This window comes from Achromobacter insolitus (assembly GCF_002209555.1).
In the GTDB taxonomy this organism is placed as follows: domain Bacteria; phylum Pseudomonadota; class Gammaproteobacteria; order Burkholderiales; family Burkholderiaceae_B; genus Achromobacter; species Achromobacter insolitus.
Map to the genome: position 1 here is coordinate 1,038,163 of NZ_NJIF01000003.1, position 25,199 is coordinate 1,063,361.

Below are 25,199 nucleotides of genomic sequence, written 5' to 3' on the forward strand. Positions count from 1 at the left end.
ACCCAGGCCACGCCCGGCGAACCATGCGGTCGCGGGCGCGCCTAGGGCGCGACCGCAATCGCGATTTTTCCGCGGATGCCGTTGTTAGGGCTTTCCAGCCGGGCATGGGCCAACGGAACATCGGCAAGCGTATAGACGGCGCCCACATGCGGCCTCAACTGCCCCCGGGCGACCAATGCGCTCAACTCATCGAGCTTGCCGCGGTTCTGCCTGGTGAAGACAAAGTGATAGCTCGCGTTTTTACCCCAGGCCTGAAGCAGCCCCTGCGGCTGCGCAATGTCGACGATCGAGACCACCCGGCCCAGTTGGGCAAGTGCGTCAGGACTGCGCGACAAGGTGGCGCCGCCGATGGTATCGAACACAACGTCCACGCCGCGGCCTCCCGTCATCCGCATGATGGCGTCGGCATAGTCTTCGCTTTCGTAGTCGATCACGACATCGGCCCCCATCGCCCGCGCGAACTCGGCGTTTGCCGCGCGCACGGTCGTAAATACCCTGGCGCCCATGGCTTTCGCGAGCTGGATTGCCACGTGGCCAACGCCTCCCGCGCCGCCATGCACCAATATGTCCTCCCCCACTCGCAGCGCCGCGCGCACCACTAGCGCCTCCCACGCCGTCCCGCCAACCAGGGTCAGGCTTGCGGCCTTCAGATGGCTCAGCGAGGGAGGCTTCATTCCGACAATGCTCTCTGAGGCAACGTGATATTCCGCATAGCTTCCCGACCCTTCGAAGATTTGCGGCGTGTACCAGACCTCGTCTCCCGGCGCGAATGCCGTCACGCCGGCGCCGACCTCTTCCACAACGCCCGATACGTCGTGCCCAGTGATGGCGGGCAGTGGCACGAGGTCGGGATAGTCCCCGCGCCGCACCTGGTAGTCCAAGGGATTGATGGAGGTTGCGTGGACTCGGACCAGGACTTGCCCCGGATTTGGCACTGGAGTGGGCACATCGCGCAGCTCGAACGATTCCGGGCCGCCAAATGCTTTAAGTACGATCGATTTCATTGGGATCTCTCATTTCGGTAAATAGGGATATCGGGATTTTCCGATATTGTGGGGCAAAAAAAATTACAACTCTTTCCCGATGACCTGGGCCAAGGCGCTGATGGCGCCTTCGTTGCGCTTGTAATAGGTCCACGATCCGATGCGCGTGGCTTCGACCAGTCCGGCTCGCTGGAGCGTGGCAAGGTAATCGGAGACGGTGGATTGCGACAATCCGACGCCTTCCTGGATGCTGCTGACGCACACGCCCACCGTATGAACGTCGCCCTCGTCCTGCGGGGGAAAGCTGTTCACGGGGTCCTTCAAGCCTTTCAGGATTTCAAGGCGTGTGCGGTTAGAGAGGGCTTTGAAGATTTCAAGCAGATCCATGGGCGGATTATATCGGGAATTCGCGATATATCAATTTGCGTCCACCGACCGCATGTCGCAAGTCGTCTCGGACGAGGAGCAGACGCCACGGAACCACGCCCTCCCCCGCGTGCGGTCCTTGGGCGCCAGCGGCTCGAATTTGTCGCTGTTGCGCATCTCGTAGTCCAGCAGCAGCCAATCGCCCTCGCAGGCGACTATGCCTCGCAGCGTGGCCCTTTCGGTAAGCCAGTCGTCGCCCAGATCGAGCAAGCGCTCACTGGCGGCATCAGGACGGGCATATCCGCGCGCAGACTGGATGCCGACCTGGGCATCCGCGGCCTCGATCCAGCCCTCTCCCCGGTATACGGGGCGCGGGCGGCCGGATTCACCGGCCGTCATGTCGTCGCTGGCGTTCCTGATCCTGAGCCAGCCATCGCGCGCTTCGGTCACGTCGAAAGTGACGCTGTAGTAGTCGATCTCGGGATCGGGCCCCTCGCCGCGCGTGGTCGGCAGCTCGCCCACCACTTCGGCCTGGGCGGAAGCCTCGGCGCGCACCGGGATGCCGGGCTTGTCGTTGGTCGTCCAGCCGGAAAAACCGCATGCTGTCGGAGCCGCAGGGGTCCACGCAGCAACGCCCGGAGCGGCTTGGGCATGGATGGCGGGGGAAAAGCTCAGCATGGCAAGCGCCAGCAGCGTGCTGCGAGCAATCATGAAGTTCACTACCGGCTCCTGGTCGAGTTCAATTGCGATTGATCCAATCCTGCGTGTCCTGGATGAACCAGGGCAGATTCAATTTTTCTCCTTCGCCGGACTGTATGGTCAAACGCTGATCCGCGGAGTCAGGAGCCCTATGGGCGCCCGTTGCCGAGGAAGGCGGCCGGCTGCGATATTCCAGGTCGGTCCGCTCGGGCGGCTTGCTCGCGCAAGCGGCGATCAACGCGCACGCAGCCGCCACGAGTACGGGCCGCGGCGCTGGACTAAGGATCTTCATGATGTGCTGATTCCTGCTGGGGTAGCACGGGCCAGTGTGCCGGAAATTCATGGGCTGCAGCCCATACCTTACTCGCAATGAGCGGGATGCGCCGGCGCCTGCAGCGGCATATTGAAGTAGACGACCCGCTCCGTCTCCGTGAACCCGAGGCGCGAGTGGGCCGCCTGGCTTACCGCGTTGTCCAGCTGCGTGTCCGAGGCCAGCTCTTTGCAGCCCCTGTCCCGCGCCCAGCCGCGCACAGCGGCGATCAAGGCCCTGGCCGCGCCCAGCCGCCGGGCCTCGGGCACGACGTATAGCCCCTCCAGAAAGGCAACGGGGCTGGAATTCGTTCCATTGACGTAGTCGGATCGGATTGAAGCCTCGGCAAGACCGACAGCCTGCCCGGCGTCGGATCGCACCAGGAACTGCGCGTACCTGGTCGGCGACGAGACCTGATCGGCCATTTCCTGCAGATGCTCGCTGGCCGAGGCGTCGGGCCAGAGCGCCATGCGCAGCGCGAGCCAGGCGGCATCCTCGGAGGAAGTGATTGCGGCAGCTTTCATGGGGAGAGTCCATATTCTGCGTAACGCGCCAGAATGTAGCATCTCCGCGCTTCTACTCTTGCACCGCCACTGTATAGTTCAGCGCCAGTCTGCCGCCATCCGCGTAAACGGTCTGCCCGGTCACGTAGCTGGCGTCGTCGCTGGCCAGGAACACTGCGACCTTGGCGACTTCGTCGGTCGACCCCAGCCGCTGCATCGGGATGCGCGACAACACGGTCCTGCGCGCCTCCGGATTGCTGGTGATCGTGGCCAGGATCTCTGTATCGATGCTGCCGGGCCCGATGGCGTTGACACGGATGCCGTGCGGGGCCAGGGACAGCGCCATCGACTTGGTCATCTGCCGCACCGCGCCCTTGCTGGCGCCGTAAGCCAGCTGATCCGGCATGGCCAGCTCCGCCGTCATCGAAGACAGCGTCACGATGGCGCCGTTGCCACGGCCGCCCGCGACCATGGCGCGCGCTGCGGCCTGCGCCACCAGGAACGTGCCGCGCACGTTCACATTCATGACCGCGTCCAGGTCCTCCAGCTTCAGGTCCAGGAAGTCAGCCGCGCGGATCACGCCGGCATTGCAGACGCAGATGTCCAGGCCGCCCCAGCGCCGCACGCACTCGTCGGCCAGAGTCCGGGCATCGGCCGGGTCGGTCACATCGGCCACTATGGCCGCGGCGCGTTCTCCCAGCGAGCGGGCCGCGGCCGTCAGTTCGGCCTCCTTGCGGTCGGCCAGCAACACATAGGCGCCCTCCGCCACGAAACGTCGCGCGATCGCCAGCCCGATACCTCCGGCGGCACCGGTGACCAACGCCACCTTGTCCTGCAATCTCATCTCAGACTCCTACGTAGGCGGCCACCAAGTCGGGCCGATCGGACAATTCCGCCGAGCTGCCGCGCCACACCGTCACGCCCTTGTCGAGGATGACGTTGCGATCCGACAAGCGCAGCAAGGCCGTGGTGTTCTTGTCCACCACGATCATCGACAGGCCTTCGGCTTTCAATTGCGCCAGGACGCGCCAGATCTCCGCGCGCACCACGGGCGCCAGACCTTCAGTGGCTTCGTCCAGCACCAGCAGGCTGGGGTTGGTCATCAGTGCCCGACCCAGCGCCAGCATCTGCTGCTCGCCGCCGGATAGCTGGGTGCCCAGGTTGGCGCGCCGTTCGCGCAGGCGCGGAAACAGTTCGTACACGCGCTCCAGCGTCCAGGCGCGGGAGCCGCCACGGCCGATGGCGGTAGCGATGAGGTTTTCTTCCACCGTCAGAGTCGGGAAAATCTGGCGTCCCTCCGGGACCAGCGACAGGCCCATCCGGCCGATCCGGTACGGGGCCAGTCCGCGCAAGGAGCGCTCGCCGTAGCGTATGCTGCCCTGGCTGGCCGGCAGCAGGCCGAACAGGCATTTGATGACGGTGCTGCGGCCCATGCCGTTGCGGCCGATCAGGCCCACGACCTCGCCCTGGCCCACGTCCAGGTCTACGCCGAACAATGCCTGGCAATGCCCGTAGGCCGCCGTCAATCCGCTGATGCTCAACATGGCGGCTCCTTATGCGTCGGCGTCGTCGCCCAGATAGGCGCGGCGCACGTCCGGATGGTTGCGTATCTGGTCCGCGCTGCCGGTGGCGATGATCTTGCCGTAGACCAGCACGCTGATACGGTCGGCCAGCGCGAACACGGCGTTCATGTCATGTTCGACCAGCACGATGGTGTAGCGGCCTTTCAGGCTTTGCAGCAAGGCGATCACGCCGGCGCTTTCCGCCGCGCTCATGCCAGCCATGGGCTCGTCCAGCAACAGCACGGACGGCTCGCCCGCCAACGCCATGGCAATCTCCAGTTGCCGACGCTGGCCATAGGCCAGGCTGTCCACCTGGGCCTCGGCCACGTCCTCCAATCGGCAGGCCCGCAGCGCCTCTTTGGCAGCGTCCACGACGTCGGCGCAATCGCGCAAGCCGGTCCACGCCGACAAGCGCCGGCGGCGCTTGCGCAGCGCGGCAAGGCAGGCGTTGTCCAGCACCGTATAGCTGTCGAATACCGAGGTCACCTGGTAGGACCGCAACATTCCCTGGGCCACGCGCTCCTGCACCGTGGCACGGGAAACGTCGGCGGCGCCCAGGCGCACGGACCCGCCGTCGGGGCGAAGCTCGCCCGACAGCAGGTTGATCAGGGTGGTCTTGCCCGCGCCGTTGGGGCCGATCAGCGCGTGCAGTTCGCCGGGCGCCACGTCCAGCGATACGCCGTCCGTGGCCTTGAGGCCGCCGAAGCGGCGCACCAGGTCCTGCGTGGACAGTCCGGCGGGTGCGGCGGCAGTTTGCATATTCATGCCGAAGCCTCCTTGGCCAGCGCGTCCGGCGCACGACGGTCCTTCTGACCCTCCGCGGTCGGCGGCTGGACCGTCGGCGCGGCCGGCGGGGGACGCCGCAGCCAGGAAAGGGAATTGGAGTAGCCGCCCTTGGCCACCATGGCGATGATCACCACCGTCGGTCCCATCAGCAGCATCCAGTGCTGCGTCATGCTCTTGAAGGCCTCTTCCAGCAGCAGGTAGGCGACGGCGCCGAAGATCGGGCCCAGCACACTCCCCAGCCCGCCTATCACGACCATAACGATAAGCTCGCCCGACACCGGCCAGGACATATAGCTGGGCGATGCGAAGGCGGTCAGGTTGGCCAGCAGCAGCCCGGCCACCCCCGTCAGCACGCCCGATGCCACATAGGCAGTCAGGCGCACGCCAAACACCGAATAGCCCAGTGCGTCCACGCGCCGCGGGTTGGCATGGGTGGCGCGCAGAATCATGCCGAAGGGCGAGCGGCGCAGGCGCAGCATTGCCAGGCTGGATGCCAGCAGCAACCCCCAGGCCGCCCAGTACACGGGCTGGCTGCCGCCCAGGTCGAACAGGCCGAAGGAACTAGCTTCGTAGATGTTCAACCCGTCGTCGCCGCCATACTCGCGCAGGCTCACTGCCAGGAAATAGAACATTTGCGCGAAGGCCAGCGTGATCATGATGAACCCTATGCCCGAGGTTCGCAGGCAGACCGTGCCGACAATCAGCGCCACCAGCGCGCACACCGCGATGCACACGGCCAGTTGCAGCCAGCCGTTGCCGAAACCGTGATAGCTGAGGATGCCCACGGCATAGCAGCCCAGGCCCAGGAACATGGCGTGGCCGAAGCTCACCAGTCCGGCGAAACCCAGCACCAGGTTCAACGCCAGCGCGGCCAGCGCATAAATCAGGATGCGCGCGCCCAGCGTCACGTAGAACGGTTCACCCAGCCATTGCGCCACGAAGGGCACGCCGGCCAGGACCAGGAACAGCAAGGGCAGCACCCAACGCCGGTTGTTGTGTTCTTGCATGATGATCCAACCTCAGGACAGGCGCGCGTCAACGCCGCGCCGAGAAGACCAGGCCTTGCGGCCGGAACGCCAGCACGACCGCCATCAGGACGTAGATAAGCATGGAAGCCAGGGCCGGCCCGACCGCATTGGCGACCGACGCATCGAACACGGCGCGCAGCATGTCGGGCAAGAAGGCGCGGCCCAGCGTATCTATCATGGCGATCAGCAACGCCGCCACCAACGTGCCGCGCACCGAGCCGATGCCACCGACAACGATCACCACCAGCGCCAGGATCAGGACCGGTTCCCCCATGCCGGACTGCACCGACAGGATGGGGCCCGCCAGCGCGCCCGCCACGCCGGCCAGCACCGCGCCCAGCAGGAACAGCAGTGTCTTCTGCAGGTCCACGTTGGCGCCCAGCACGCTGGCCATGGGCGCATTGCTGGCCCCCGCGCGGATCAGCATGCCGAAGCGGGTGCGCTGGATCAGGAACCAGGCGCCCACGGCAACCAGCGCGCCAACGCCGATGATCATCAAGCGATACACCGGATAGTCGTTGCCGAACAGGCTGACGGCACCTTCAAGCCCCTGCGGCACAGCCGCGTAATAAGGCCGGCTGCCCCAGATGACCGAGGCCAGCTCGTTGAAGAACATCATCAGCCCGAAGGTGGCCAGCACCTGGTAAAGATGGTCGTGCTTGTAGAGGGGCCTTGCGATCAGGCGCTCCAGCGCCACGCCCACCAGGCCGCTGCCCGTGACCGCCGCCAGAATGGCGAAGGCGAACGAGCCACTGGCGTTGTAGGCGGTGGCGCCCAGGAAGGCGCCGATCATGTACAACGAACCGTGCGCCAGGTTGATGAAGTTCATGATGCCGAAGATCAGGGTCAGCCCCGAGGACAACAGGAACAGCAAGGCGCCCAGCTGCAGGCCATTGAGCATCTGCGACAACAGCAAGGATCCGTTCATGGGGCGTCTCCCGGGACGATCACTTCAGCGGGCAGTCCGCCACATAGGCGTCCTGGTGGTCGGTGAACACCTTGGCCAGCTGCTTCAGGCCCACGCCCTCGCCTTCCTTCACGACCTGATAGGCATACAGATCCTGCACCGGCATATTGTTGGTGTTGAAGCGGAACTTGCCGCGCACCGAGGGGAAGTTGGCGCCCGCGGACTTTACCGCCGCCGCCAGGGCCTTGCTGTCCCCCACCTTGCCGCCCTGTTGCTTGATGGCTGCGTCCAGCAGGAAGGCCGAGTCATAGCCGCCCACCGCATACTCCGACGGCAAGCGTCCGTATTTGGCCTTGAAGGCCTCGACGAACTTGCGGTTCTGCGGATTGTCCAGCGTGGTGGCCCAGGGCGTGCCGTAGATCGCCCCCACGGCCTGTTCCTTCAGCGCGGTCAGCGTGTTGGAATCGATCAGGCTTTCCGAGAAGAACGGCAGTTTTTCCATCAGGCCGGCCTGGCGCAGCTGGCGCACGAAGTTCACGCCCACCCCGCCGGTATAGAACACGAACAGCGCGTCGGGCGAAGCCGACTGCATGCGCGAGATCTCGGCGGAATAGTCCAGCTGTCCCAGCTGGGTATAGATTTCGTCGGCAGGCGCCGCGCCATAGAAGCGCTTGAAGCCCGCCAGCTTGTCCTTGCCCGCCTGGTAGTTGGACGACATCAGGTAGGTGCGCTTGTAGCCCTGGTCCTTGACGTACTTGCCCATGGCTTCGGACATGCTGTCGTTCTGCCAGCCCAGCACGAACAGATTGGGCAGGCACATGCGGCCGGCGATGGGCGCGGGTCCGGCATTGGTGGACAGCGCCACCACGCCCGACTCCTTGATGCGGCGCAGTTCGGCCATCAGCACATTGGAGAAGCCCAGGCCGACGATCACATCCACCTTGTCTTTCTCGATAAACTTCTGCACGATCTGCGCGCCCACGTCGGGCTTGAGCTGGTCGTCGTCGCGGATCACCACGGCCTTCTGGCCGCCCAGGCTGCCGCCGAGTTGCTCGATACCCAGCATCAGGCCGTCATACTGGTCCTGGCCCAGCGCCGCCTGGGGCCCGGACAACACTCCGGTAAAACCGATGCGGATGTCCGCCATTGCGGCATTGGCCGCCGTCAGGGTCACGACCGCGGCCAGCGCGGACAACCCGCGTGCGTATGCTTGCATGCTATGTCTCCTTGGGGGATGGGCGGCGGCGCCGTTCTGCGCGGCGCCTGCCGTATTGGCTTCAGAGCTTCACGCAGACATTGCGCAGCTCCGTGTAGAACTCCAGCGAATGCACTCCGCCCTCGCGGCCGATGCCGGACTGCTTGGCGCCGCCGAAAGCCGTGCGCAGATCGCGCAGAAACCAGGAATTGATCCAGCAGATACCCACTTCCAGCGCCTGTCCCATGCGGTGGGCCGTACCCACGTTGCTGGTCCAGACCGAAGCCGCCAGGCCGTAGGGCGTGGCATTGGCCAGGACAACGGCTTCTTCCTCGGTGTCGAACGGCGCAATGTGGCAGCAAGGACCGAAGATCTCCTGCTGGATCACGGCCGAGGTTTCCGGCAGGCCGGTCCATACCGTGGGCTGTATCCATGCGCCGGCGGCCAGATCGTCGGGCATGTCCGGCACGCCGCCGCCTGCCACCACCGTGGCGCCTTCTTCGCGGGCGCGGGCGTAGTAGCCCAGCACCTTGTCGCGGTGACGCTGCGAAATCAGCGGCCCCAGGTTCACGCCGGGATCCTTCGGGCGGCCCAGCTTGAAGCCTCGGGCCCGCTCGCCCAACGCGGCGACGAAGCGCTCGAAGATCGGCCGCTGCACGTAGACGCGCTCGGTGCCCAGGCAGACCTGGCCGGTATTGTCGAAAGCGGCGCGCGCAATGCCCGCCACGGCCTTGTCGAAATCCGCGTCGGCGAACACGATGCCGGCGTTCTTGCCGCCCAACTCGAAGGACACGGGCCGCACGCCCACCGCCGCCGCCTGCATGATGGCTTCGCCGGTGCGGGTCTCGCCCGTGAAGGTGATACCGTCGACCAGCGGGTGGCGGGTGAGCTTCTCGCCGGCGGATCCGGGGCCGCGCCCATGCACCACGTTATAGACGCCTGGCGGCACGCCGACCTCGTTCATCACCTCGCCCAGCAGCGTAGCCGTGGCCGGGGTGTCCTCCGACGGCTTGACCACCACCGTGTTGCCGCAGGCCAGCGCCGGCCCCACCTTCCAGGTCATCAGCAGCAACGGCAGATTCCAGGGGCAGATCACGCCGATCACGCCGCGCGGCACGCGCACCCCGTAGTTCAGCGCATGGCCGCCGTCCGGCGTTTCCAGATCGAAAGTCTCGTTGGGAATGTTGCGCACCAGGTCCGCAAAGATCTTGAAGTTCGCCGCCCCCCGAGGAATGTCCAGATGGCTGGCCAGGTCATAAGGCTTGCCGGTGTCCGCGATTTCGGCGTCCACGAAGTCGTCGAAGCGGCGGATGATGCCGTCTGCCACGGCGTGCAGCAGCTCCACGCGCTGCTGCGTCTTCAACTTGGCCCAGGGACCGCGCAACGCCGCCTTGGCGGCACGCACCGCGGCATCGACTTCGGCATCGCCTGCCTCGTGGATGCGGCCGATCAGGCGGTTGTCGACCGGATCCCGGTTATCGAACGTCTTGTCGGTGGCGACCCATACGCCGTTGATGAAATTGCGGAAATCGGTCATTGCGTCCTCGGTTGTGACAGGTCTGCCAGCGCCGCTTCCGGGTCGCCGGCGGTCAGGTATTCCCACATGCGCTCGTAGATGCGGCCCGTGCCCACGGCGCGGGTCGCCGCCTCTTCGGGCGAAAACGTGGGCGCGCCGTCGGCCAGGCCGGCCGAGCGCAGTTGCCATTCGATGCGCGCGGCGTCCTCCAGGTACCAGGTCAGCACCACGGCATGCATCAGGGATTCTGCCGCCACCACCGCGCCGTTGCCGCGCATGGCGACGGCGCGCGCCGTCCCCATGGCCTGCGCCACGCCGCGCGCCTGGGCATCGCTGCGCACCAGTTGCGGATCGTCCCAGAGCGGCACGGCGGGCGAAAAATACGAACCCATGCCATGGCGCGGCTGCGGCGTCACCCGCGCCGACGACAGCGTCATGACGGTGGGCGGCATGGAGCGCACCACTCCGCCCACTTCGGGCCGCATGCGGTAGATATGCTGGTGGATGCGGACCTCGCCCAGCACGCCATCGGGCAGTTCGCCATGCACCGGCACGACCGTGCCGGCTTCCCCGGTCTCGATCAGGCCCATGGGCCGCGCCGCGCATACCAGGAAGTGATCGGCGTCGAGCCGGCTGCTGCAGTGACCATAGGCGTGGACCAGGCCGGCGCGGGCCAGGCCGCGCGCCGCCACCCGCACCAGGGCCTCCTGGCCCGCGGCGGCTTTCATCTGTGTGGCGCTCACGTCTTGAACTCCGGAATATCGGGCCTGGCTCCCCACATGCAGAATGAAGACGGCACGGCCGGGAAACTGCGCGGGCGATAGGTCTTTTCGTCTTCCGCGGTGATCAGCCGCACGCCAGTGGAATATTCATAGATCATGCCGTCGGGCCCGTCGAAGTACAGGAACATGGCGCCCGAGGTCGGATGCCGCCCGGGACCGAAGCGGATCGGCACGTTCCATTCCTTCAGTTGGTACCAGGCGCGCATGATGTCGTCGATGCTTTCGACCTGGTGGTTGATGTGCTGCACGCCTGGGTAGCTGGAAGGAAACAGCGCGATCTTGTGGTGCACTTCGTCAATGCGCAGCAGCGGCGCTTCGCCGATGCGGTCGCTGACCCGCGCGGACAACAGGCCAGTCCAGAAGGCCTCGTCGCGCCGCGCATCCAGCGTGCGCAGGCCGATGTGCGAAAACCCCGTTACGCCCGCATCCCGGCTGGGAAAATAGCGGCGACCGCTGTGATGCGGCGCATGCACCAGCTCGATGCGGTTGCCCGAGGGGTCGATAAAGCTGAGGAAATCGCGCACGTAGCGCTGTTCGGCGTCCTCGCGCTTGCCCGCGGCAACCTGGTAGCCGCTGCGCTCCAGCACCGCGCCGGCGTGCTCCAGTTCTTCGGGGGTATCCACCTCGAAGGCCGTGGTGTGGTCGCGCGGATCGCCTTCGAAGTAGCACAGGGTGTGGTCGCGGGAATCGGACTTGAAATAGACCGCGCCATGCTCCTTGCGCGCCACTTCCAACCCCAGCACCGCGGTCGCATAGCGGACCGCGGATTCCAGATCGCGGGTACCCAGCCGGACGTACCGGATGTCGTGTAGCCGTATCACTGCTTGTCTCCTGGTGGCGCCCGCCGCCGGCTTCATGCCGGTCGTCATCGCGACGCTTTTTTCTACGATAAGCAGCATAAATCTCGGCGTCAATAATTTTTATCGAGATTTTTTGAGCGCAGTGATAAAGTACCTCCCATGTCAGACGGCGCCACCCTCCCCCCGCTCGCTCACTCCGCCTCCGCCAACACCCTGGTCGGCGCGGCCTACGTCAACCTGCGCCGCGACATCATCCAGGGCGTGCACCCGCCAGGCTCCCGCCTGCGGGTCGAACACCTCAAGGACGACTACGGCGTGGGCGCCGGCACCCTGCGCGAAGCCCTCGCGCTGCTGGTCTCCGATGCCCTGGTCATCGCGCAAGGACAACGCGGCTTTCACGTCACCCCGATCTCGCTCGAAGACTTCCGCGACATCACCGAAAACCGCGTGCTGCTCGAAACCCAGGCCCTGCGCCAGTCCATCGCCCTGGGCGACGACGACTGGGAAAGCGCCGTACTCGCCGCCTTCCACCGCCTGAGCAAGGCCGAACAGCGCCTGGCCGCCGACCCCGACACCCGCTTCGAGGAATGGGAGCAGCGCAACCGCGAATTCCACCGCGAACTCATCCGCGCCTGTCCCTCGCGCTGGCTGCATCATTTCCTGGGCATCCTCTACCAGCAGGCAGAGCGCTACCGCCGCCTGACCGTCACCCGCAAACCCATCGCGCGCGATCTCGACGACGAACACAAGGGCATCCTGGACGCCACCCTGGCCCGCGATGCCGACCGCGCCTGCGATCTGCTGGCCGCCCACATCCGCCTCACCTACGACGCCGTCGCGCGCCTGCCTTCAAACCTGTTCACCCCAGGCTGAACGCCCTCGTCAGTTGAAAAAAACCCACACTAGCGCGTGCCCACCCGTTGATTCGCTTACACCACTTCTATAGAATCTTCAATTCGGGCCTACGCCCATTCCTTTTCTCCATTCAATACACCACTGGGAGGCGCAAGATGATGAATCCGCATACCGCCGTCCCGCGCGTGTCTCCGCGACGCCATTAAGTCGTCGCCCGCGCGGACCCATCGCTGGATGCCTATCTAGCGACCGGTCCTCCGTGCCCGCCCCAAAACCCTAAACGCAATCGCCCGCGCTTCGCAGCGCAGGCCGTTCCTTCCTCTTTCCACACAAGGACACCCGGCGTCCTGGTGCCGCCGGGCCATTGCAATGGCTAGAAAAAAAATCGATCTACGAGGACAGACCTTCAAGGATGTCCTGGGCTTTACCTTCCGCCATTGGCGCGCGCAGCCCTGGCGTACCTCCGCCATCATCGCGCTCGCCCTGCTGTCGGCGGTGACCGATGTGCTGACACCGCTATACGCCGGCAAACTGATCGACGCCGTGGCTTCCGGCGCGGCCGGCGAGGACATCGTCTGGAACGCGGCGCTCACCTCGTTCTGGCTGCTGATCGCGCTGGGCATCGGCGGCACGCTGCTGCGCCAAGCCGTGTTCCAGAACATCATCACCTTCACGCTGAAGATGATGAACGGCATCGTGTCCAACGCGTTCTACCGCGTGCAGCGCTTTTCCACGGACTGGCACGCCAACAGCTTCGCCGGCTCCACGGTGCGCAAGGTCACGCGCGGCATGTGGGCGGTGGACATCCTGAACGACACCCTGCTGGTCGCGCTGCTGCCTTCGGTCGTCATGCTGGTGGGCGCCACCGCCCTCCTGGGCGTGCACTGGCCGATCATGGGCCTGGTAGTGGGCTTGGGCTCGGTGCTGTATATCGCCGTGACGGCCGCACTGTCGCTGGGCTACGTGGCGCCGGCTGCGCGCCTGGGCAACGCCTGGGATACCCGCATGGGCGGCGCGCTGGCGGACGCTGTCAGCTGCAACGCCGTGGTCAAGGCCTTCGGCGCGGAAGAGCGCGAAGAAGTCAGGCTGGACCGTGTCGTCGACAAATGGCGGCGCCGCACCCGCCGCACCTGGATCCGCGGCACGATCAACGGCGGTATCCAGGGCGCGATGCTGGTCGCCATGCAGGCGGGCATCCTGGGTGCATCGCTGCTGCTGTGGTCGCGCGGCCAGGCCAGCGTCGGTGACATCACCTTCGCGTTGACGATGTTCTTCATGCTGCAGGGCTACCTGCGCGACGTGGGCATGCATATCCGCAACCTGCAGCGCTCGGTCAACGATATGGAAGAACTGGTCGCGCTGGAAAAGCAACCGTTGGGCGTGGACGACAGGCCTGGCGCGGGCGACCTGCGCATCACGGCTGGCGAGATCCGCTTCGAGGACGTGACGTTCCGCTATGGCGCGCACGACAAGGCGCTGTACGACCAGTTCTCGGTGCGCATCGCCCCGGGCGAACGGGTCGGCCTGGTCGGCCATTCCGGCTCCGGCAAGACCACGTTCATCAAGCTGATCCAGCGTCTGTATGACATCAATGGCGGCCGTATCACCATCGACGGGCAGGACATTGCCCAGGCGCGGCAGGCGTCCTTGCGCAGCCAGATCGCCATCGTGCAGCAAGAGCCGGTGCTGTTCCACCGCACCCTGGCGGAGAACATCGCCTACGCCCGTCCCGGCGCCACGCAGGCCGAGATCGAGCAGGCGGCGCGGTTGGCCAGCGCGCATGACTTCATCATGGCGCTGCCCAAGGGCTACGACACGCTGGTGGGCGAACGCGGCGTCAAGCTGTCGGGCGGCGAACGCCAGCGTGTCGCCATCGCCCGGGCCTTCCTGGCCGACGCGCCCATCCTGATCCTGGACGAAGCCACGTCCAGCCTGGACAGCGAAAGCGAAGTGCTGATCCAGCAGGCCATGGACCGCCTGATGGTGGGCCGCACCACCCTGGTGGTTGCGCACCGCCTGTCGACGGTGCGCGCGCTGGACCGCCTGCTGGTGATGGACCGCGGCCGCGTTATCGAGGAAGGCAGCCACGACGCGCTGATCCGGCTCAAGGGTGGCCTGTACCGGCGCCTGTTCGAGCGCCAGGCACTGGAATTGACCAAGGGCCTGACGCAGTCGGAACTGCTGGAAGACGGCGCGGTCCCGCCGCAGCCGAAGGACGAGGAAGCCGACGAGTCCTCGTACGCCTACGCCAAGTAAACCGGGCGGTCGGCCCCGTGGCGCAAGCCGCGGGGCCGACGGTTCAGGCCGGACGCTGGGCCACGGTCAGGCGCAGGCCAAAGCCGATCAGCGCCAGGCCGAACACCCGGCTCTGGATCTTCTGCGCGCGCGGGCTGGCCGACATCCAGCGTCCTACCGCACCGCCGGCCAAGGCGCACAGCACATCCAGGGCAAGCCCCAGACTGACCAGGATCACGCCCAGCACCGCGAACTGCGGACCGATCGGCCCGAGGGCGGGCGACACGAATTGCGGCAACAACACCGAACAGAACAGCAAGGCCTTGGGATTGAGCACGTTGGTGAGCACGCCGCTCAGGAGCGCCGGCCCCAGCCCGACCCGCTCCGCGACCGCCTGCCCGGCCGCGTCATAAGAGACCGGGCCTGACCGCAGCAGTTTGATCCCCAGCCACACCAGATAGCAGCCGCCCACGGTGCGCGCAACGTCGAACGCCCACGGATGGGTCTTGAACAGCGCCGCCAATCCCAGCGCGGCCAGGGTCACATGCGCGGCTCGCGCAATCGCCAGCCCCACAGCCACCGCCAAGGCCTGCGCCCTGCCGCGCAGCATGCCCGTTTCCAGCAGCAGGAGCATGTCGGGTCCGGGCACCACGTAGACAATCAGCAGCGCCCCTAGAAACATCGCCATATCCGCCATCGCTTTACCCTCTACCGTTACGCGTTGCAGGCGATCATTCTAGAAAAAGCGGGCTGGCATGTGCATCCTATTCATGCCATTGGATTTATCATGATTGGCATATTCCACCAATTGATAAACCCTGATCTTGATTCCATGCCAAAACGTGAACTGGATGCCTACGACCGCCGTATCCTGGAGGCGCTGCAGCAGAACGGCCGGCTGACCAATGTCGAGCTCGCCGAACAGATCGGCCTGTCCCCTTCTCCCTGCCTGCGGCGGGTGCGGCTGCTGGAAGAAGCGGGCGTGATCCAGGGCTACGAGGCCCGCCTCGCTCCGGACGAAGTCGGCCTGGGCCTGACCGTCTTCGTCGGCATCAAGGTAGAGCGGCACCACGAGCGCGACTCCGCCCTGTTCCGCAAGGAAGTCAGCACCTTGCCGGAAGTCATTGCCGCGCACCTGGTATCGGGCGAATCCGACTTCCTGCTGCAGGTGGTGGTGCCCGACCTGCGCGCCTATGAACGCTTCCTGCTGAACACCCTGCTCAAGCTGCCAGGCGTGAAAGACATACGCAGCAATTTCGCCATCCAGACCGTCAAACCGCAAAGCCCGCTTCCGCTGGACCACCTGGCCCGCTGAGCACTCATTCCATCGCCGCCGCGGCCCGCTCCACCGCCTGCGACCGGCGTTCGTACCGGGCCTGCGACAGCGCAAGATAACGCTGCACCACGGCCGGCTCGGACGTCTTGGGCGTGCCGCCGGGAAACGGCGGCTCGGGGTCGTACTCGATCTGCAGCTGGATCAGCTTGGCCACGTCTTCGCCGCACAGCATCGCCACGACCTTGAGCCCCATATCGATGCCCGAGGTCACGCCGCCGGCAGTGAACAGGTTGCCATCCACACACATGCGTTCTTCGCTGGGGATGGCCCCGAAATGCGACAGCAATGCACGCGCGCGCCAATGACTGGATGCGCGCCTGCCCCGCAACAGGCCCGCCGCGCCCAGCAGCAGCGAACCGGTGCAGATGCCGAACACATACCGCGCCGCGAGCCCCTGCGTGCGCGTGAACGCTACCCAGTCGGCGTCGACAATGGCATCATCCGTGCCCGGCCCGCCCGGCACCACCAGCAGGTCGCAAGGCGGGGCGGACGCGATGGTCTGCGTGGGCACGAAACACAGGCCGCGATCGCTGCGCACCGGATCGCGCGTTTTTGCGACAAAATCCACGGTGAAGCCCGGCGCGTTCGCCAACACTTCGTACGGCCCGGTCATATCCAGCTGGGTCAGCCCCTCGAACAAGAGAAAATTCACATGCATGACGATGCTCCGTTAGAAACGACGCCTTCCAGCATAGGCGGACGCGCCAGGAAGGCTGCGCCAATTCCGGCGCCGGATGCGCCATTGCGCGTGGTGTTCGTACTGTATGACGGTTTCCAGCCGCTGGATCTGGCCGGTCCCTGGCAAGCCTTCAGTTCAGCCAACGAAGAATCGGGCCGCAAGCTCTACCGCCTGGGCACCATCGCCGCCACGCCCCTGGTATCCACGTGGGAACAGGGGCTGCGCATGCAGGTGGACGGCACCTTCGCCGACGATGGCGATGAGCCCGTGGACATGATGTTCGTGCCCGGTGGACCCGGCGCGGATCTGGCCGGCGCCCATGGCGAAACGCGAGCCTGGCTGCGCCGCCGCGACGCGAATGCCGGGCGCACGTGCAGCGTGTGCACAGGCGCGTTCGTGCTGGCCTCGGCCGGCCTGCTGGACGGACGCGCCGTCACCACCCACTGGCGTTCGGCCGACAGGCTGCGCCAGCGCTATCCCGCGCTGCGCGTCGAGGACGACCGCATCTATATCGAAAGCGGCAAGTACTGGACCTCGGCGGGCGTCACCGCCGGCATCGACCTGGCGCTGGCGCTGATCGAGCGCGACTTCGGAGCAGACCTGTCGCAATGCGTCGCGCGCCGGCTGGTCGTATTCATGCGCCGCAACGGCGACCAACGCCAGTACAGCCAGGCGTTGCGCGTGCAGGATCGGGTGGCGGCGCCGTTCCGGGATCTGGTGGAAAGAATCGAGGCCCGGCTGTCGGCGCGCTGGTCGGTCGACGACATGGCCGACGCCTGCCAGATGTCACGCCGCACCTTCCAGCGCAAGTTTGCCGCGCATTTCGGCGTGGCGCCCACGGAAGTGCTCAAGCGGTTGCGGCAGGAACGCGCACAAGCGCTGGCGGCGTCCGGCAAGGTGTCGAGAAAAGAAATGCTGCGGGAGTTCGCCGTGCACGCCGCGCCGCAACGGACGGTGTCGGAATGAAAACCTGGGGCCAGGCGATGAAAACGCCTTCCGCGCTGCGCATGATGTTCGGGTTGCTGGCACTGTTGCCACTGCTCACGGCCTGCGACCGCGACCCGCCGCCGCAAGCGCTGGAGCAAACACTGCTGCGCGACGCCGCGCCGCATGAACGTTTCGAAGGCAGCCTGAACGGACAGCCCGTGCTACTGGTCGTCAGCGACTGCAAGGTCTATCTGCGCGAACCTGCCACCGGCGCCAGCGCGGCCCGCTGGGTCAAGGTGCTGGAACCGGAGTTCTACCCCTCGTTCACGACCTGCGTGCGGCAAAGCCTGAGCGCCGACCGCGCCGGCAAAGGCGTGCGGGCCTTTCTGGGCGAGCAAGCCTTTGGCGGCGGCGGTTGCTGCGCCACTGGCGGCGAATACCGCTCCACCGACGGGCGCACCTGGACGAAGCAGTAGGCCGGCGCGGTCAGCCCGCCAGCCCCACCGACACCCCGCCGCAGACATACAGCATCTGCCCGGTCATGAAGCCTGCGCGCGCATCCAGGAACATGGAGACCGCGTGGGCAACCTCTTCCGGTCGGCCCACGCGTCCTACCGGGATCGACGCCTCCAGCGCCAAGGTCTTCGGCGCGCCCGGCGGATTGGATTGGTTGAACAGTTCAGTCGCTATCGGCCCCGGCGCGACGGTGTTCACGGTAATGCCGCTGCCCGCCAACTCCAGCGCCCAGGTGCGCGCCATGCCCGCGAGCGCCGCCTTGGACGCGCCGTACGCAGTGCGCCCGTCCTTGCCCAACGCGGCGCGACTGCCGATGTTCACCACGCGCCCGTAGCCGGCCGCCCGCATGCCCGGCAACAGGGCCTGCATCAGCAACACCGGCGCCGTGACGTTCAGCGCCATGGTGCGCGCCATCTGCTCCTGGGTCACCTCGTCCACACGAGCGACCTGGATCATGCCGGCGTTGTTGACCAGATGCAGGACCTGGCGTTCGGCAACGAGTTCCCGAGCCGCGGCGATGGTCGCCGCAGGATCTCCCAGATCCACCGAACGGAATGTTTCGCCGGGCAGAAGCGCCTCGGGTGCGCCGCGGCTGAAGTTGACGACCAGAAAGCCGTCGTCGATCAGGCGCGCGACGATGGCGCGGCCAATGCCCCGGCTGCCGCCGGTGACCAGTGCGGTGGGCGTATTCATTGCGCGGTGATTCCCTTTTCCTTGATGAGCCCGCCCCACTTCTTGCGCTCCTCGCTCTCGAAGGCTGCCAGGTCCGCGCCGAACAGCGTGCCAGGCTTGGCTCCCATGCCCGAGAAATTCTGGGCGATGGCCGGGGTTTGCAGTCCGCTGCGAGCGGCTTCGATCAACTGTTTGACGACCGCTTCCGGCGTGTTGCGCGGGGCGTACAGCGCAAACCACGCGGTGACGTCGAAGCCCGGCAGGCCCGACTCCGCCACGGTAGGCAGATTGGGCACCGAGGCGTCGCGCGCGGCGGAGGTCACGGCCACGCCGCGCACCAGGTTTCCGTCCTTGATCTGGGCCAGGGCGCCGGGCAGGTTGTCGAACAGCAGATCGACCTGACCGCCCGCCACCGCAGGCAGCGACGCGGACGTGCCCTTGAACGGGACGTGCAACATGGTCACGCCGGCCATGGCTTCGAAATAGGCGCCGGTCAGGTGCACCGAGGAACCGATGCCGGGCGAGGCGTACGTCAGTTTCTTGTCCTTGGACTGCTTGGCCGCCTTGATCACGTCGGCCACCGTTTTATAGGGCGATTTGGCGCTGACGGCGATGACATTGGGCGTGGTGGATACCAGCGCAATGGGCACCAGGTCGCGCTCGGGGTCGAACGCCATGTTGCTATAGAGAAACTGGTTGATCGTCTGGGTGCCGATGGTGCCCAGGCCCAGCGTGTAGCCGTCGGGCTTGGCCCGCGCCACGTAGGCCATGCCGATATTGCCGCCCGCGCCGGGCTTGTTCTCGACCAGCACGGTCTGCTTCAGGCCCGGTTCCAGCGCGTGGGCGATGGCGCGGCCGAAGATGTCCGCGCCGCCGCCCGGCGGATAAGGCACGACCACCGTCACGGGATGATCGGGGTAGCCGGCGGCTTGCGCGGCTGGCAGCGCCAGTATGGCCAGCGCAGCGACGGCCAGCCTGCGCCACGCGGCATTCGGATGCGGCAATTGCGTCATGGACTTGTCTCCTATCGAATCCGCTGATTGCGGATTTCTTTTGTGGCTTCTTGCGGGTCTCTTTTTAAAGTACGTAAATACGTACTATATTAATAAAAACATAGAAAACCTCCAGGAGACAAGCAGATGAAACGCTGGACCCAACGCCCCGAAGGCTCCACATGGGGCGACTTCGGCCCGGATGACGAGATCGGCCGCCTGAACCTGCTGACCGAGGAAAAAGTGCTGCAGGCCGTGCGTGAAGTGCGCGCGGGCAAGGTGTTCTGCCTGTCGCTGCCGTTGGACCTGCCGGGCGGCAACGTGCTGAATCCGCGCCGCCACGCGCCGGTCCTCAAGCCCACGTTCCGCGAAGGCACGCCCTATCTGAACTTCCAGATGTCCCAGGTGCAACCCGAAGCCGTGGACGTGCTGTCCGATGACCAGGTCACGATGTCCATGCAGTACTCCACCCAATGGGACGGCCTCTGTCACGTGGGCGCGCTGTTCGACATCCAGGGTGACGGCGAGGCGCGCCGCGTCTACTACAACGGCTACGCGGCCGGCGTGGACGTGTTCGGCGGCGCGGATCCCGACACCTCGCCCGACGCCTGCTGCCCGCCCGGCGGTTCGTACGCGCGCAAACTCAGCATCAGCCGCTATGCCGAGAAAGGCATGCAGGGTCGGGGCGTGCTTGTCGACCTTGCGCGCGCCTTCGGCCCCGGCCGCACCCTCGTGGACCTGGCACGCTTGCAAGAGGCCATGCAAGCGCAGAACGTGACGATCGAGTCCGGCGACATGCTGGTGCTGCGCACCGGCTTCGCGGAAGCGATCGTGGCCATGAACGGCCAGCCCGACGCGCATCGGCTGGAACAGACCGGCGCCGTGCTGGATGGCTCCGACCCGGCGCTGCTGGACTGGATCACGCAGTCCGGCATTGCCGCGATCTGCGCGGACAACTACGCGGTCGAAGCCTATCCCGCGCGTAGCGCCGGCCCCGGCCACTCCATCCTGCCGCTGCACCACCATTGCCTGTTCAAGCTGGGCGTGCCGCTGGCGGAACTCTGGTACCTGAAGGACCTGGCCGATTGGCTGCACGAACAAGGCCGCAGCCGTTTCCTGCTGACGGCCCCACCCCTGCGCATGCCCGGCGCCGTCGGTTCCCCCGTGACGCCGATCGCCACGGTGTGACGACCATGCCGCATACGACTTTCTCCGCCCACCTGGACGCGCTGGTTGCCCGCCAGCCCGACGCGACTATCCTGATTGACCAGGACCAGCCGATCAGCGCCGCACTGCTGCGCGCGCGCAGCCGCGCGCTGGCCGCCGGGCTTGCGCGCATTGGCGTGCAACCGGGACAGCGGGTCGCGGTCTGGCTGCCGAATTGCGCGGCCTGGGTGGAGTCCTTCCTGGCCAGCGCCCACCTGGGCGCGCTGGTGCTGGCGGTCAATACGCGCTTTCGCGCATTGGAACTTGCCGACATCCTGGGCCGCGGAAAGGCCGACTGGCTGGTGTTCTGGCCGGGATTCAAGGGCATCGACTTCCAGGGCATCCTGGGCGAGGTGGCGCCCGAGCATCTGGCGCGCCTGCAAGGCGTGATCGCGCTGACGGGGGTGGGCGAAGCGCTGCCCGACGCCATGCATGGCAAACCCGCGCATCGCTACCTGGACCTCCTGGCCTGCCCGGACCCCGCTCCGCCGGCCCAGCCCAATGCGGGCGTGCTGTGCTTTACCACGTCCGGCACCACGTCCAAGCCGAAATTCGTGCTGCACGACCAACGCACTCTGCTCAACCATGGCGAGGCCGTGGCCCGGGCTTTTGACTACGCCCCTGGCGCTTGCGTGCTGGCCAGCGCGCCATTCTGCGGCGCCTTCGGTTTCGCGACGCTGGCAGGCGGCCTGGCGCAGGGCGTGCCCGTGGTCTGCGCGCCCGTATTCGACGCGGCGCAATCCGCCGCTGCGGTGCGCCGCCATGCGGTCACGCATACCTATGCCAACAACGAAGCCCTGGTCGGCATGATGCGGGCCGCGGGCCAGGGGGACTTCGCTTCCGCCCGCCTGTTCGGCTTCGCCAGCTTCACGCCCGCGCTGGACAACATGCTGGACCTGGCTCGCGAGGCCGGCGTGCCGCTTACCGGCCTTTACGGATCCAGCGAACTGGTGGCGCTGGTTGCCGGCCAGCCGCGCGATCCAGCCGAGGGCGACGTATCCGTACGCCACCAGCCGGGCGGCACGCTGATCTACCCGGAAGCCCGCGTGCGCGCGCGCGATCCGGCCACGGGCGCAGTCCTGCCTCACGGCCAGTCCGGCGAACTCGAAATCCTCTCGCCCAGCCTGATGCAGGGCTATCTGGACAATCCGGAAGCCACCCGCGGCGCACTGACCGACGACGGCTACTTCAAGACTGGCGACCTGGGCTACACGCTGAACCCGCGCCAGTTCGTGTTCCAGACCCGCATGGGCGATTCGCTGCGCCTCTCGGGCTTCCTGGTGAATCCGGTGGAAATCGAACAGGTGGTCGAAACCTTGCCCGGCGTGCGCGCCTGCCAGGTGGTGGGCGCCACGCAGGCCGGCAAGACCGTGCCCTATGCCTTCGTGCTGCTGCGCGAAGGCGCCGCGCCGGACCCGGCAGGCTGGACCCGCGCCTGCAAGGCCGCAATGGCAGGTTTCAAGACGCCAGCGGGCTTTACCGCGCTGGACGCCTTCCCCTCGGTGGAAAGCGCCAACTCGGTCAAGATCCAGAAGCACCGGCTGCGCGAGATGGCCGATGCCATACTTGCGGCCCCGCCCTTGACGCCTTCGGCCTGAACATGCCCGACCCCAAGCTATTCTCGCGCAGCCCCCAGCCCCTGTATCTGCAGGCGGCGGCGCTGTTTCGCAGCAATATCCAGAATCGCACCTGGCGGCCCGGGCAGCAGATCCCGCCGCTGGAATCGCTGATGGAAACCTACGGCATTTCGCGGGCCACCATCCGACAGGCCTTCGGCCTGCTGGAAGACGACGGCCTGATCCGCCGATCGCGCGGATCGGGCACGTTTGTCAACGCGGAGCTGCCCGAAACGCCGACCCTGCTCATCCCCAAGACCTGGGCCGAGACCGTGGAACTGAGCAATCAGCTGGGCACCGTGTCCCTGGTGGAATCCAGCGCCGATTCGCCCCTGCCGGACACGCTGGGCATGCCCTGCAACGCCGACCGCAGCGGCAGCTTCCAGTATCTGCGGCGTGTGCACACCACGGACGGCGCTCCCTTCTGCTATAGCGAGGTCTTCCTGGACAGCGTGTTGTTCCGCAAACACCGCGCCCGCATCCGGAAAAGCACCGTGGCGCCCGTGCTGGATCAGTTCTACGGCGCCCGCATCAGCGAAGCGCGCCAGGTGCTCAACGTGATCGAGGCCGGCCAGGAGTCCGCGGAGTCGCTTCAGATACCCGTGTCCTCGCCAGTGGCGGAATTGCGCCGCTACGCCTGCATCGACGGCCGCGTGGTGTATTTCGCGCGGCTGGAATTTCCGTTCCGCAAGGTACGGATGGAATTCGATCTTCTACCCCACCGCTAAGGCCTATCCACACCAAAGAGCCCGCGCCCCGTCGCAACCCGCCATAACAGAGCGCAGCAGCTGATTCTCACAAGCGCCCGCAGTATCCGAACAAGATCCGGCATCAAAGGAGACAACCATGAAATGCCGTAGACCCCCCCGGATTTCCTTGAAGTTGCGCAGCACGCTTGCCCTGTTTTCCGCGTTTGCCGCCGCGCCTGGCGCCCTGGCGCAGGCAATCTCCGACGATGTGGTCCGCATGGGCCTGATCCTGGACATGAGCGGCGTGTACGCCGACGTCACGGGCAAAGGCAGCGCCACCGCCGCCGAAATGGCCATTGCGGACTTCGGCGGCACCGTGCTCGGCAAGAAAATCGACCTGCTTGTGGTGGACCATCAAAACAAGGCCGACATCGCGGCCGCCAAGGCCCGCGAGTGGTACGACACCCAGAAGGTGGATGCCATCATGGACGTGGCGGGTTCCGCCCCCGCGCTGGCCGTCCTGGAAGTGGCGCGCGAGAAAAAGAAGATCGTGGTCTACAGCGGCCCCGGCACCGAACGCATCACCAATGACCTGTGCTCGCCCTATTCGGTCCACTATACCTACGACACCTGGTCGCTCGCCAACACCACGGCGCGCGCCACCGTCGAGCAAGGCGGCAAGAGCTGGTACTTCCTGACGGCGGACTATGCGTTCGGCCATACCTTGCAGGCGTCCGCCACCGAAGTCGTCAAGGCCAATGGCGGAACCGTGCTGGGCGCATCGCGCCACCCGCTGGGCTCCAGCGATTTCGCCTCGTACCTCCTGCAGGCGCAGGCCAGCCGCGCGCAGATCGTGGGACTGGCCAACGCCGGTGGCGACACCGTCAACGCCATCAAGGCCGCCAGCGAATTCGGGCTGACCAAGGGCGGCCAGAAAATGGCTGGACTGCTGCTGTACATCAACGACATCCACGCCATCGGCCTGGAAGCGGCGGCCGGCCTGACGCTGACCGAGGCCTTCTATTGGGACATGAACGACCAGACGCGCGCCTGGTCCCAGCGGTACTACGACAAGCTCAAAAAAATGCCCAACATGAGCCAGGCGGGCACGTACTCCTCGGTCATGCACTATCTCAAGGCCGTGCAGGCCGCCGGCACCGACGAGCCCGCGGCGGTGATGAAGCAGATGAAGTCCATGCCCATCAACGACTTCTTCGCCACCAACGGCCGCATCCGCGAGGACGGACGCATGGTGCATGACATGTACCTGTTCGAAGTGAAGAAGCCGGCCGAGTCCAAGGGCCCTTGGGACTACTACAAGCTGGTGGCCACGCTGCCGGGAGACCAGGCCTTCATGCCGCTGTCCCGGTCGTCCTGCCCACTGGTGAAGAAGTAACGGCGATGAAAGGCGGGCGCCGTTAAGGCGTCCGCGACAACTACGCCCGCAGCGCCCGGTCCAGTTCCAGGACGGACTGATACAGCACGCGGGTGCCGTCCAGCAGTTGCGAGGGCTCGATCCATTCTTCCGGGCAATGGCTGCGGCCGTTCAGGCAGGGGATGAAGATCATCCCGATGGGTCCGGTGGGCGCCATGTAGACGGCATCGTGGCCCGCGCCGCTGGGCAGGCGCATGCAGGCGTAGCCCAGCTGGCTGGCGGCGGCCTGCACCGCGTCCATCACCAGCGGCGTGCAGTCGGTGGGCCGGGCGCGGCTCAGCTGCGTGAAGCTTGCGGACAGGCGCAGCGCCGTCAGGTCCGTGGCCACGCCCGCCATCAGGGTTTCGGGGAAAGCATCGAGCACGGCGTCGCTGTCGCTGCGCACTTCCAGCGTGAGTTCGACGCAGCCGGGCACCGCATTGGCCGCGTTGGGCGTCATGGACAGGCGGCCCACCGTCGCCACGACGTAGTGCGGATTGCCGCTGGCGGCGCTGGCCTGGCGGTGGGCGGCGTCGATGATGCGGGCCGCGCCCACCAGGGCGTCGCGGCGGATGTCCATGGGCGTGGTGCCGGCATGGTCGGGCTGCCCTTGCACCGTGATCTG

General features: G+C 66.3%; 28 protein-coding genes. 9 read left to right on the forward strand and 19 right to left on the reverse strand.

Features of this window, described 5'->3' with window-relative positions; all coding sequences use genetic code 11:
* Nucleotides 1-41: 41 nt before the first annotated feature.
* From CEY08_RS14950 to CEY08_RS15015, 14 genes are all read right to left on the reverse strand, one after another.
* Entirely contained in the window at nt 42-1,004 is a 963-nt protein-coding gene (locus CEY08_RS14950) for a zinc-dependent alcohol dehydrogenase family protein (RefSeq protein WP_088607705.1), read from the reverse strand.
* Between the two features lie 63 nt (nt 1,005-1,067).
* Nucleotides 1,068-1,370: an ArsR/SmtB family transcription factor gene (locus CEY08_RS14955; RefSeq protein ID WP_088607706.1), complete on the reverse strand. Its 303-nt coding sequence runs from the start codon at nt 1,368-1,370 to the stop codon at nt 1,068-1,070.
* 30 nt (nt 1,371-1,400) lie between these two features.
* Entirely contained in the window at nt 1,401-2,060 is a 660-nt protein-coding gene (locus tag CEY08_RS14960) for a hypothetical protein (RefSeq protein WP_076817617.1), read from the reverse strand.
* A 28-nt stretch (nt 2,061-2,088) separates the two neighbouring features.
* Nucleotides 2,089-2,340, reverse strand: a complete 252-nt coding sequence (locus CEY08_RS30165) for a hypothetical protein (protein WP_042793150.1) — start codon at nt 2,338-2,340, stop codon at nt 2,089-2,091.
* Nucleotides 2,341-2,408: 68 nt separating this feature from the next.
* The gene (aac(6'), locus tag CEY08_RS14970) at nt 2,409-2,882 is read right to left on the reverse strand and encodes an aminoglycoside 6'-N-acetyltransferase (protein WP_042793149.1); all 474 of its coding nucleotides are present in this window, start codon (nt 2,880-2,882) and stop codon (nt 2,409-2,411) included.
* A 52-nt stretch (nt 2,883-2,934) separates the two neighbouring features.
* The gene (locus tag CEY08_RS14975) at nt 2,935-3,705 is read right to left on the reverse strand and encodes an SDR family NAD(P)-dependent oxidoreductase (protein WP_076812756.1); all 771 of its coding nucleotides are present in this window, start codon (nt 3,703-3,705) and stop codon (nt 2,935-2,937) included.
* 1 nt (nt 3,706) lies between these two features.
* Nucleotides 3,707-4,405, reverse strand: coding sequence for an ABC transporter ATP-binding protein (locus CEY08_RS14980; protein ID WP_063642639.1), 699 nt, complete (start codon nt 4,403-4,405; stop codon nt 3,707-3,709).
* Nucleotides 4,406-4,414: 9 nt separating this feature from the next.
* Complete coding sequence (locus CEY08_RS14985) at nt 4,415-5,188, reverse strand: ABC transporter ATP-binding protein (protein WP_042793145.1); 774 nt, start codon at nt 5,186-5,188, stop codon at nt 4,415-4,417.
* Nucleotides 5,185-6,216 carry a branched-chain amino acid ABC transporter permease gene (locus tag CEY08_RS14990; RefSeq protein ID WP_063642640.1) on the reverse strand — a complete coding sequence of 344 codons (1,032 nt, stop codon included), beginning with the start codon at nt 6,214-6,216 and terminating at the stop codon, nt 5,185-5,187. The genes CEY08_RS14985 and CEY08_RS14990 overlap by 4 nt, the downstream gene beginning before the upstream one ends.
* A gap of 28 nt (nt 6,217-6,244) precedes the next feature.
* Nucleotides 6,245-7,165 carry a branched-chain amino acid ABC transporter permease gene (locus CEY08_RS14995; RefSeq protein WP_042793142.1) on the reverse strand — a complete coding sequence of 307 codons (921 nt, stop codon included), beginning with the start codon at nt 7,163-7,165 and terminating at the stop codon, nt 6,245-6,247.
* Between the two features lie 19 nt (nt 7,166-7,184).
* Complete coding sequence (locus CEY08_RS15000; RefSeq protein ID WP_063960397.1) at nt 7,185-8,360, reverse strand: ABC transporter substrate-binding protein; 1,176 nt, start codon at nt 8,358-8,360, stop codon at nt 7,185-7,187.
* Nucleotides 8,361-8,421: 61 nt separating this feature from the next.
* Nucleotides 8,422-9,876 (reverse strand): 2-hydroxymuconic semialdehyde dehydrogenase, encoded by a 1,455-nt coding sequence (locus CEY08_RS15005; protein WP_076812753.1) that lies wholly within the window; start codon nt 9,874-9,876, stop codon nt 8,422-8,424.
* Nucleotides 9,873-10,583 carry a class II aldolase/adducin family protein gene (locus tag CEY08_RS15010; protein WP_088607707.1) on the reverse strand — a complete coding sequence of 237 codons (711 nt, stop codon included), beginning with the start codon at nt 10,581-10,583 and terminating at the stop codon, nt 9,873-9,875. Before CEY08_RS15010 ends, CEY08_RS15005 begins: the two co-directional genes overlap by 4 nt.
* A gap of 11 nt (nt 10,584-10,594) precedes the next feature.
* Nucleotides 10,595-11,458 carry a VOC family protein gene (locus tag CEY08_RS15015; RefSeq protein ID WP_042793138.1) on the reverse strand — a complete coding sequence of 288 codons (864 nt, stop codon included), beginning with the start codon at nt 11,456-11,458 and terminating at the stop codon, nt 10,595-10,597.
* A 138-nt stretch (nt 11,459-11,596) separates the two neighbouring features.
* Between CEY08_RS15015 and CEY08_RS15020 the strand changes: the two genes are divergently transcribed.
* Both CEY08_RS15020 and CEY08_RS15025 read left to right on the forward strand, forming a co-directional pair.
* Nucleotides 11,597-12,310 (forward strand): GntR family transcriptional regulator, encoded by a 714-nt coding sequence (locus tag CEY08_RS15020; RefSeq protein WP_068979639.1) that lies wholly within the window; start codon nt 11,597-11,599, stop codon nt 12,308-12,310.
* 351 nt (nt 12,311-12,661) lie between these two features.
* Complete coding sequence (locus CEY08_RS15025) at nt 12,662-14,548, forward strand: ABC transporter ATP-binding protein (protein ID WP_042793136.1); 1,887 nt, start codon at nt 12,662-12,664, stop codon at nt 14,546-14,548.
* Nucleotides 14,549-14,591: 43 nt separating this feature from the next.
* Here CEY08_RS15025 and CEY08_RS15030 read toward each other — a convergent pair whose 3' ends face one another.
* Complete coding sequence (locus CEY08_RS15030) at nt 14,592-15,215, reverse strand: LysE family translocator (protein WP_232033740.1); 624 nt, start codon at nt 15,213-15,215, stop codon at nt 14,592-14,594.
* Nucleotides 15,216-15,359: 144 nt separating this feature from the next.
* On the opposite strand from CEY08_RS15030, the gene CEY08_RS15035 reads away from it, so the two are divergent.
* Nucleotides 15,360-15,842 carry an Lrp/AsnC family transcriptional regulator gene (locus CEY08_RS15035; protein WP_042796951.1) on the forward strand — a complete coding sequence of 161 codons (483 nt, stop codon included), beginning with the start codon at nt 15,360-15,362 and terminating at the stop codon, nt 15,840-15,842.
* 4 nt (nt 15,843-15,846) lie between these two features.
* Here CEY08_RS15035 and CEY08_RS15040 read toward each other — a convergent pair whose 3' ends face one another.
* Complete coding sequence (locus tag CEY08_RS15040; RefSeq protein WP_042793134.1) at nt 15,847-16,521, reverse strand: DJ-1/PfpI family protein; 675 nt, start codon at nt 16,519-16,521, stop codon at nt 15,847-15,849.
* 90 nt (nt 16,522-16,611) lie between these two features.
* Here CEY08_RS15040 and CEY08_RS15045 point away from each other — a divergent pair, with 90 nt between their 5' ends.
* Together CEY08_RS15045 and CEY08_RS15050 are read left to right on the forward strand one after the other, a co-directional pair.
* Nucleotides 16,612-17,508: a GlxA family transcriptional regulator gene (locus CEY08_RS15045; protein ID WP_076817613.1), complete on the forward strand. Its 897-nt coding sequence runs from the start codon at nt 16,612-16,614 to the stop codon at nt 17,506-17,508.
* A 17-nt stretch (nt 17,509-17,525) separates the two neighbouring features.
* Nucleotides 17,526-17,945, forward strand: coding sequence for a hypothetical protein (locus tag CEY08_RS15050; RefSeq protein ID WP_076812747.1), 420 nt, complete (start codon nt 17,526-17,528; stop codon nt 17,943-17,945).
* Nucleotides 17,946-17,955: 10 nt separating this feature from the next.
* On the opposite strand, the gene CEY08_RS15055 is transcribed toward CEY08_RS15050, so the two are convergent.
* Nucleotides 17,956-18,678 carry an SDR family oxidoreductase gene (locus tag CEY08_RS15055; protein ID WP_076812744.1) on the reverse strand — a complete coding sequence of 241 codons (723 nt, stop codon included), beginning with the start codon at nt 18,676-18,678 and terminating at the stop codon, nt 17,956-17,958.
* Complete coding sequence (locus CEY08_RS15060; RefSeq protein ID WP_076812742.1) at nt 18,675-19,670, reverse strand: Bug family tripartite tricarboxylate transporter substrate binding protein; 996 nt, start codon at nt 19,668-19,670, stop codon at nt 18,675-18,677. Before CEY08_RS15060 ends, CEY08_RS15055 begins: the two co-directional genes overlap by 4 nt.
* A gap of 126 nt (nt 19,671-19,796) precedes the next feature.
* On the opposite strand from CEY08_RS15060, the gene CEY08_RS15065 reads away from it, so the two are divergent.
* From CEY08_RS15065 to CEY08_RS15080, 4 genes are all read left to right on the forward strand, one after another.
* Entirely contained in the window at nt 19,797-20,837 is a 1,041-nt protein-coding gene (locus CEY08_RS15065; protein ID WP_042793131.1) for a cyclase family protein, read from the forward strand.
* A gap of 5 nt (nt 20,838-20,842) precedes the next feature.
* Entirely contained in the window at nt 20,843-22,453 is a 1,611-nt protein-coding gene (locus tag CEY08_RS15070) for an AMP-binding protein (RefSeq protein ID WP_076817610.1), read from the forward strand.
* 2 nt (nt 22,454-22,455) lie between these two features.
* Complete coding sequence (locus CEY08_RS15075; RefSeq protein WP_063642646.1) at nt 22,456-23,199, forward strand: GntR family transcriptional regulator; 744 nt, start codon at nt 22,456-22,458, stop codon at nt 23,197-23,199.
* Between the two features lie 118 nt (nt 23,200-23,317).
* Nucleotides 23,318-24,556: an ABC transporter substrate-binding protein gene (locus CEY08_RS15080; RefSeq protein ID WP_088607708.1), complete on the forward strand. Its 1,239-nt coding sequence runs from the start codon at nt 23,318-23,320 to the stop codon at nt 24,554-24,556.
* Between the two features lie 40 nt (nt 24,557-24,596).
* Here the strand turns inward: CEY08_RS15080 and CEY08_RS15085 are convergent.
* The coding region (locus CEY08_RS15085) for a M20/M25/M40 family metallo-hydrolase (RefSeq protein WP_141099893.1) at nt 24,597-25,199 on the reverse strand (603 nt) is incomplete at its 5' end.

Coding starts and splice junctions, on each gene's coding strand:
- CEY08_RS14950 (WP_088607705.1), bottom strand. CDS start 1,004: ATGAAATCGATCGTACTTAAAGCATTTGGCGGCCCGGAATCGTTCGAG.
- CEY08_RS14955 (WP_088607706.1), bottom strand. CDS start 1,370: ATGGATCTGCTTGAAATCTTCAAAGCCCTCTCTAACCGCACACGCCTT.
- CEY08_RS14960 (WP_076817617.1), bottom strand. CDS start 2,060: ATGATTGCTCGCAGCACGCTGCTGGCGCTTGCCATGCTGAGCTTTTCC.
- CEY08_RS30165 (WP_042793150.1), bottom strand. CDS start 2,340: ATGAAGATCCTTAGTCCAGCGCCGCGGCCCGTACTCGTGGCGGCTGCG.
- CEY08_RS14975 (WP_076812756.1), bottom strand. CDS start 3,705: ATGAGATTGCAGGACAAGGTGGCGTTGGTCACCGGTGCCGCCGGAGGT.
- CEY08_RS14980 (WP_063642639.1), bottom strand. CDS start 4,405: ATGTTGAGCATCAGCGGATTGACGGCGGCCTACGGGCATTGCCAGGCA.
- CEY08_RS14985 (WP_042793145.1), bottom strand. CDS start 5,188: ATGAATATGCAAACTGCCGCCGCACCCGCCGGACTGTCCACGCAGGAC.
- CEY08_RS14990 (WP_063642640.1), bottom strand. CDS start 6,216: ATGCAAGAACACAACAACCGGCGTTGGGTGCTGCCCTTGCTGTTCCTG.
- CEY08_RS14995 (WP_042793142.1), bottom strand. CDS start 7,165: ATGAACGGATCCTTGCTGTTGTCGCAGATGCTCAATGGCCTGCAGCTG.
- CEY08_RS15000 (WP_063960397.1), bottom strand. CDS start 8,360: ATGCAAGCATACGCACGCGGGTTGTCCGCGCTGGCCGCGGTCGTGACC.
- CEY08_RS15005 (WP_076812753.1), bottom strand. CDS start 9,876: ATGACCGATTTCCGCAATTTCATCAACGGCGTATGGGTCGCCACCGAC.
- CEY08_RS15010 (WP_088607707.1), bottom strand. CDS start 10,583: ATGAAAGCCGCCGCGGGCCAGGAGGCCCTGGTGCGGGTGGCGGCGCGC.
- CEY08_RS15020 (WP_068979639.1), top strand. CDS start 11,597: ATGTCAGACGGCGCCACCCTCCCCCCGCTCGCTCACTCCGCCTCCGCC.
- CEY08_RS15025 (WP_042793136.1), top strand. CDS start 12,662: ATGGCTAGAAAAAAAATCGATCTACGAGGACAGACCTTCAAGGATGTC.
- CEY08_RS15030 (WP_232033740.1), bottom strand. CDS start 15,215: ATGGCGATGTTTCTAGGGGCGCTGCTGATTGTCTACGTGGTGCCCGGA.
- CEY08_RS15035 (WP_042796951.1), top strand. CDS start 15,360: ATGCCAAAACGTGAACTGGATGCCTACGACCGCCGTATCCTGGAGGCG.
- CEY08_RS15040 (WP_042793134.1), bottom strand. CDS start 16,521: ATGCATGTGAATTTTCTCTTGTTCGAGGGGCTGACCCAGCTGGATATG.
- CEY08_RS15050 (WP_076812747.1), top strand. CDS start 17,526: ATGAAAACGCCTTCCGCGCTGCGCATGATGTTCGGGTTGCTGGCACTG.
- CEY08_RS15055 (WP_076812744.1), bottom strand. CDS start 18,678: ATGAATACGCCCACCGCACTGGTCACCGGCGGCAGCCGGGGCATTGGC.
- CEY08_RS15060 (WP_076812742.1), bottom strand. CDS start 19,670: ATGACGCAATTGCCGCATCCGAATGCCGCGTGGCGCAGGCTGGCCGTC.
- CEY08_RS15065 (WP_042793131.1), top strand. CDS start 19,797: ATGAAACGCTGGACCCAACGCCCCGAAGGCTCCACATGGGGCGACTTC.
- CEY08_RS15070 (WP_076817610.1), top strand. CDS start 20,843: ATGCCGCATACGACTTTCTCCGCCCACCTGGACGCGCTGGTTGCCCGC.
- CEY08_RS15075 (WP_063642646.1), top strand. CDS start 22,456: ATGCCCGACCCCAAGCTATTCTCGCGCAGCCCCCAGCCCCTGTATCTG.
- CEY08_RS15080 (WP_088607708.1), top strand. CDS start 23,318: ATGAAATGCCGTAGACCCCCCCGGATTTCCTTGAAGTTGCGCAGCACG.